The organism is Arsukibacterium sp. (assembly GCF_041616895.1).
Classification (GTDB): domain Bacteria; phylum Pseudomonadota; class Gammaproteobacteria; order Enterobacterales; family Alteromonadaceae; genus Alishewanella.
Map to the genome: position 1 here is coordinate 1 of NZ_JBFJPY010000136.1, position 5,485 is coordinate 5,485.

The 5,485-nt window shown below is 49.8% G+C and carries 8 protein-coding genes; 4 read left to right on the top strand and 4 right to left on the bottom strand.

Going from position 1 to position 5,485, the window contains the following annotated elements:
• Positions 1-386 precede the first annotated feature (386 nt).
• Complete coding sequence (locus ABY802_RS15465) at positions 387-926, top strand: gamma carbonic anhydrase family protein (protein WP_372628022.1); 540 nt, start codon at positions 387-389, stop codon at positions 924-926.
• Here ABY802_RS15465 and ABY802_RS15470 read toward each other — a convergent pair.
• Both ABY802_RS15470 and aroE read right to left on the bottom strand, forming a co-directional pair.
• Entirely contained in the window at positions 923-1,159 is a 237-nt protein-coding gene (locus tag ABY802_RS15470) for a DUF1488 family protein (protein ID WP_372628023.1), read from the bottom strand. The two genes, ABY802_RS15465 and ABY802_RS15470, sit on opposite strands and share 4 nt — an antisense overlap.
• Positions 1,156-1,971 carry a shikimate dehydrogenase gene (gene aroE, locus ABY802_RS15475; RefSeq protein WP_372628024.1) on the bottom strand — a complete coding sequence of 272 codons (816 nt, stop codon included), beginning with the start codon at positions 1,969-1,971 and terminating at the stop codon, positions 1,156-1,158. The genes ABY802_RS15470 and aroE overlap by 4 nt, the downstream gene beginning before the upstream one ends.
• Positions 1,972-2,000: 29 nt before the next feature.
• On the opposite strand from aroE, the gene ABY802_RS15480 reads away from it, so the two are divergent.
• Positions 2,001-2,423 carry a group II truncated hemoglobin gene (locus tag ABY802_RS15480; RefSeq protein WP_372628025.1) on the top strand — a complete coding sequence of 141 codons (423 nt, stop codon included), beginning with the start codon at positions 2,001-2,003 and terminating at the stop codon, positions 2,421-2,423.
• On the opposite strand, the gene hemF is transcribed toward ABY802_RS15480, so the two are convergent.
• Positions 2,413-3,342 carry an oxygen-dependent coproporphyrinogen oxidase gene (gene hemF, locus ABY802_RS15485; RefSeq protein WP_372628026.1) on the bottom strand — a complete coding sequence of 310 codons (930 nt, stop codon included), beginning with the start codon at positions 3,340-3,342 and terminating at the stop codon, positions 2,413-2,415. The genes ABY802_RS15480 and hemF overlap by 11 nt on opposite strands.
• Before the next feature lies 1 nt (position 3,343).
• Positions 3,344-3,904: an L-threonylcarbamoyladenylate synthase gene (locus ABY802_RS15490; RefSeq protein ID WP_372628027.1), complete on the bottom strand. Its 561-nt coding sequence runs from the start codon at positions 3,902-3,904 to the stop codon at positions 3,344-3,346.
• Positions 3,905-4,004: 100 nt separating this feature from the next.
• Between ABY802_RS15490 and purE the strand changes: the two genes are divergently transcribed.
• Together purE and ABY802_RS15500 are read left to right on the top strand one after the other, a co-directional pair.
• Entirely contained in the window at positions 4,005-4,496 is a 492-nt protein-coding gene (purE, locus tag ABY802_RS15495; protein ID WP_372628028.1) for a 5-(carboxyamino)imidazole ribonucleotide mutase, read from the top strand.
• Positions 4,493-5,485: 5-(carboxyamino)imidazole ribonucleotide synthase (locus tag ABY802_RS15500; RefSeq protein ID WP_372628029.1), on the top strand; the 993-nt coding region annotated here is incomplete at its 3' end. The genes purE and ABY802_RS15500, both read left to right, overlap by 4 nt.

Here is a 5,485-nt window from a genome sequence, read left to right on the forward strand (position 1 = left end):
AAGTCAAGCGTGATGATTTATCTTTTTTCCAAACACATCATCACGTGTGACTCTTTTATTACTTAGCACTACTAGTAGCAATGCTAACATCGCATTTCAGGGCTTTCGTTGCCTCCCTGAAGCGAGGGCGCCATTTTAGTGATTTAAACCTGACTGTCAAGCGTCTTTTTAAAAGATTTTTGCAATCCGGCTTATCTCACCTGAAGCCTGCTTAGCGCAGCACCCCGTGGCATGGCGCGCATTATAGGACGTTTTTACAGAGCTGCAAGCGGAAAAGGAAATAAAATATGATTTTGCTGTTCGTTCGGACAAAGTTTCAACGAACAGTGCTTTTTTACAGCATTTACTGCACAATAACTTAGCAGTAGGTCGATTTGGAGATAATAATGTCGATTAGATCGTACAGAGGTGTAATGCCAAAACTGGCAGCTGGTGTATACGTAGATGAATCAAGTGTGCTGGTTGGTGATATTGAGCTGGCTGCCGACGTCAGTATCTGGCCATTAGTGGCTGCCCGCGGTGATGTAAATTTTATCCGGATAGGGGCGCGCACTAATATACAGGATGGTTCAGTATTGCATTTATCCAGACCAAGCAATGGTAAACCTGATGGTTGTGCCTTGGTAATTGGAGAGGATGTCACTGTTGGCCATAAAGTGATGCTACATGGTTGTACGCTGGGTAACCGTATTCTGGTTGGCATGGGAGCTATCGTGATGGATGATGCCATTGTAGAAGATGATGTGATCATCGGAGCCGGTAGCCTGGTGCCACCCGGCAAGCGTTTACAGAGCGGCTATTTATATGTCGGCAGTCCGGTTAAACAGGCCAGGCCTCTTAACGATGCTGAAAAAGCATTTCTGCCTGAGTCTGCCGCGAATTATGTCATCCTGAAAAATGAATATCTGGCAGAAGCAGGCAACTAAAGCCAGATTTCGCCCGCTTCGTTGTAAGCGTCGTCAGCAATAGCCTGCTCGGCGCAGTCTTCCCAGTTAAATAGTTCTGCTTTTACCTTATTGACGAAAACGGCGGGCTCGGTATCCGGCGGGCAGGCAATAAAGAAATCTACTTTTAACCCAGCCACCAGACAACTGAAACGCACTGCCTGTCGCGCTGCACTGTACTCTACATCATTATTAAAAATCAGCTGCTGATTCATGCTTGCAACAGCTGCTTTAGCGCGTTCATTACTGGTGCAATATCAGGAGTAACGCCACGCCAGATCGTAAATGCAGCTGCCGCCTGAGACACCAACATTCCCAAACCATCGGCCTGCCGCGTTACGCCATGTTGCTTAGCCCACGACATAAAGGCAGTAGGCTCAGCGCCATACACCATGTCATAAGCCAGCTGACACTGTTTAAGATGTTGCGTACTGATGTCAGGTCGGCCCCCGCTTAACCCCGATGATGTGGCATTTATAATAAGCGAATACCCTTGCTGTGGAATATCGGTTAAACCGCAGGCAAGTACGCGACTATCAAAATTAGCGGCTATGGCCTGTGCTTTATCGACAGTACGATTGGCTAATACGATTTGGCTAACACCAGCGTCAAGCAATGGCCCAATGACACCACGACTCGCCCCGCCGGCACCAACCAGCAATACCGTGCAGCCGGGCAGATCAATATTTAACCGCGTTAAATCATGCACCAGACCAATACCGTCTGTATTATCACCGTATAACTTACCGGCTCTGTCTGTATAAAGCGTATTTACCGCTCCTGCCAATTGTGCCCGCGCCGACAACGTCTCAGCCAGTTGGTATGCCTGCTGCTTAAAAGGCACAGTAACATTGCCACCCTTGCCGCCACTGGCGACAAAGTGGTGCCAACTGTCGGCAAAGCCATCGACCGGTGCTAGAATGGCTTCATATTGCATTTGCTGCGCACATTGCACGGCGAACTGGCTATGAATAAAAGGTGACTTAGACTGGCCTATCGGATTACCAAATACAGCATAACGGTCCACAACATATGTCCATCAAGAAGTTAATACAGATGATTTTTAATAAAAAGCCGGCAAATAGCAAGCCTCACCCCACGCCCGAGCAAACCCCGTACCAGTTAATGGGTGGCGAACCAAAGGTAAAAGCGCTGGCTAACCGTTTTTACGATATTATGGAGACGGCGCCTGAAGCCGCTGATCTTTATGCTATTCATCCGCTACCCCTTGATAGTATCCGCCAGAAGTTTTTTGAGTTTTTATCCGGGTGGCTGGGTGGCCCGGCGCTGTTTGAGCAAAAATATGGTCATCCGCGGTTGCGTGCCCGTCATCTGCCTTTTAAGGTAGATGAAAAACTACGCAACCAATGGATGTTTTGTATGGAGCAGGCGCTGGATGACGTGGTGGAAAACAAGATGCTGCGCCAAGGGATCCGCCAGTCGATTGGTCAACTGGCTAGCCACATGATTAATTGTTAATACCAAGCCAGTCCTGCGGCTTTAAATAGCGCTCGTACAACAGCGCTTCTGCGCTGCCTTGCTCTGGCTGAAAGCCGTACTGCCAGCGCACCAGTGGTGGCATCGACATTAAAATCGATTCGGTGCGGCCACCGCTTTGCAAACCAAATAATGTACCTCTGTCATACACCAGATTAAACTCCACATAGCGACCACGCCGGTATAACTGGAACTGCCGTTCGTGATCGCCATAGGCAGTGTCTTTACGCCGTTCAACCAGCGGCAAGTAAGCGGGTAAAAACGCCTCGCCCACCGCGCGCATCAGACTAAAGCTTTGTTCAAATCCCAGCTCATTTAAATCATCGAAAAATAAGCCTCCCACACCGCGAGTTTCATTGCGGTGCTTCAAATAAAAATAGTCGTCACACCATTTTTTATAATTTGGATAGTAGTCGTCACCAAAAGGCTCAACCGCTTTCTGCGCAGTATGGTGCCAGTGAATTACATCTTCTTCGTAAGGATAATAAGGCGTTAAATCAAAACCGCCGCCAAACCACCAGACTGGTGCTTCGCCGTCTTTTTCGGCAATAAAAAACCGCACATTGGCGTGAGTAGTGGGTAAATGCGGGTTATGCGGATGCAACACCAATGAAACCCCGCAGGCATGAAAACTACGACCGGCTAACTCTGGCCGGTGAGCTGTGGCAGAGACAGGCATTTGCGATCCAAACACGTGCGAGTAATTAACGCCAGCCTGTTCAAATACCTTGCCATTTGTCAGCACCCGACTGCGGCCACCGCCACCCTCCGGTCGCTGCCAGGCATCCTCGATAAACTGGCCTTCGCCATCAGCCTGCTCTAGTGCCAGACAAACAGTATCTTGTAATGCCATTAAAAACTGTTGCACCTGATGCAACTTTTCGCTGTTACTGCCCGCCATATTAACTCCTTACGATCTGTCCGGTTATTGCATCCCGGATTTGACTGGCCTGAGCCGCACCGCCCAGCTCACCCTCTACTATACCGGCTACTTTTAAGCCCATAGTCCTCAGTAACTGCTGATAATCGGTGATGGACGCCTCACCGGCCAGATTAGCACTGGTCGACACCAGCGGTTTACCATAAGCCTGACACAATCGTTGCACCACCGGATGCGCGCTCACCCTTACCGCAATCGTGTCAAACCGGCCAGTAATCCACTTAGGTGCGGTTTTACTGGCAGGCAACACCCAACTGATATGGCCGGGCCAACTGGAAAATATCTGATAACGCTTTTCCAGTGGAATGGCTTTATCGTCGACATAAGGCAATAGTTGAGAATAGGTGGCGGCGACCAGAATAAGGCCCTTTTCTACTGGCCTTTGCTTAATCGCCAGAACGTTTAGCACCGCAGCCTCGTTATCAGGATCACACCCCAGGCCAAATACCGCCTCGGTTGGATAGCTGATGACCTCTCCCTGTTTTAACAACTCAACCGCCGTTGCTATGTCACACCCGTTCATCAATTTACCTCTGTTTGCAGTAAGAATTTTAATCAGCCTCAGTTGCCGCTATAATAGCGCCTTAGTCATTTCAGTTCATTAAGTTCAGAAGGAAAGCGGCATGCAAGTGGGTATTATAATGGGTTCGACCTCAGACTGGCCGACCATGAAACTGGCAGCAGATATGCTTGATTCTTTTGGCATCAGCTATGAAACCCGGGTGGTATCTGCGCATCGTACCCCACAATTGCTGGCAGACTATGCAAGCACTGCTGCCAGCCGCGGTTTAAAAGTCATTATAGCCGGTGCCGGTGGTGCGGCCCATCTGCCTGGTATGGCCGCTGCCTTTACCAGCTTACCGGTGTTAGGGGTGCCGGTGCAGTCTAAGGCACTAAAAGGCTTAGATTCCTTATTATCTATCGTGCAAATGCCAAAAGGTGTGGCGGTGGGCACTCTGGCCATTGGCGAGGCAGGTGCAGCCAATGCTGGCTTACTGGCCGCTCAAATACTGGCAACCAGCAGCCCGGAACTGCTGAGCAAAATCGACGCTTTTCGCCAGGCACAAACCGATACCGTGCTTAGCCAGCCAGACCCGTCTCAGGTGTCTTTATGAAGGTGTTAGTATTGGGTGCTGGTCAACTGGCCCGCATGATGTCCATCGCTGGTGCCCCCCTTAATATCAACATTAGCGCTTACGACGTTAATACCGACGCTATTGTCCATCCGCTAACCCAGCATAAACTGGGCACCGGACTGGCCAATGCCATTGCTGACGCTGATATTATTACCGCTGAGTTTGAACATATTCCTTTGCCGATACTGCAACAATGCCAGCAAAGCGGCAAATTCTTGCCTGGCAGCGACGCTATTCAGGCCGGTGGGGATCGCAGGCTGGAAAAAGCACTGCTTGCCCGTTGCAGTGTCGCCAGTGCCCGTTACCACGTGATTAACAACCAAGCAGACTTTAAGCAAGCGGTTGCCAGCCTTGGTTTGCCACTGATTTTTAAAAGTGCGCTGGCAGGGTATGACGGCAAGGGCCAGTGGCGCTTAAAAGATCAGGCACAGGCTGATGTGGTCTGGCAACAAATGGCTAAGTTTCTGGCTGCTGATGAAAAACAAGCTATTGTTGCCGAACAGTTTATTGGTTTTAACCGTGAGCTTTCACTGGTTGCGGCAAGAGCAAGCAACGGTGAAGTAAAAGCATACCCACTAACTGAAAATCATCACGTCAATGGTGTACTTAGCGTATCACTGGCCCGGCCGGTCAGTGACATACTGCAGGTTCAGGCAGAGCAGATGTTTAGCGCGATTGCCGAGGAGCTTAATTATGTCGGGGTGCTGGCAATAGAGTTCTTTGACGTTGCTGGCACATTAATGGTCAATGAAATTGCGCCCAGGGTACATAACTCAGGGCACTGGACCCAGCAAGGCGCTGACGTATGTCAGTTTGAGCAACATTTACGCGCGGTGACCGGTTTACCACTGGGTAACACGGCATTACTGCGTCCTACCCTGATGATTAATATTCTGGGAGAAGACACTACCCCAGCCGCTATTCTCGGCTTAGCTGGGTTGCATTTGCACTGGTACGGTAAAACCAAA

What these genes read in the sequence shown, in the direction of transcription:
- purE (WP_372628028.1), top strand. Translation starts at nt 4,005, where the DNA reads ATGCAAGTGGGTATTATAATGGGTTCGACCTCAGACTGGCCGACCATG.
- ABY802_RS15490 (WP_372628027.1), bottom strand. Translation starts at nt 3,904, where the DNA reads ATGAACGGGTGTGACATAGCAACGGCGGTTGAGTTGTTAAAACAGGGA.
- ABY802_RS15465 (WP_372628022.1), top strand. Translation starts at nt 387, where the DNA reads ATGTCGATTAGATCGTACAGAGGTGTAATGCCAAAACTGGCAGCTGGT.
- hemF (WP_372628026.1), bottom strand. Translation starts at nt 3,342, where the DNA reads ATGGCGGGCAGTAACAGCGAAAAGTTGCATCAGGTGCAACAGTTTTTA.
- ABY802_RS15470 (WP_372628023.1), bottom strand. Translation starts at nt 1,159, where the DNA reads ATGAATCAGCAGCTGATTTTTAATAATGATGTAGAGTACAGTGCAGCG.
- ABY802_RS15480 (WP_372628025.1), top strand. Translation starts at nt 2,001, where the DNA reads ATGATTTTTAATAAAAAGCCGGCAAATAGCAAGCCTCACCCCACGCCC.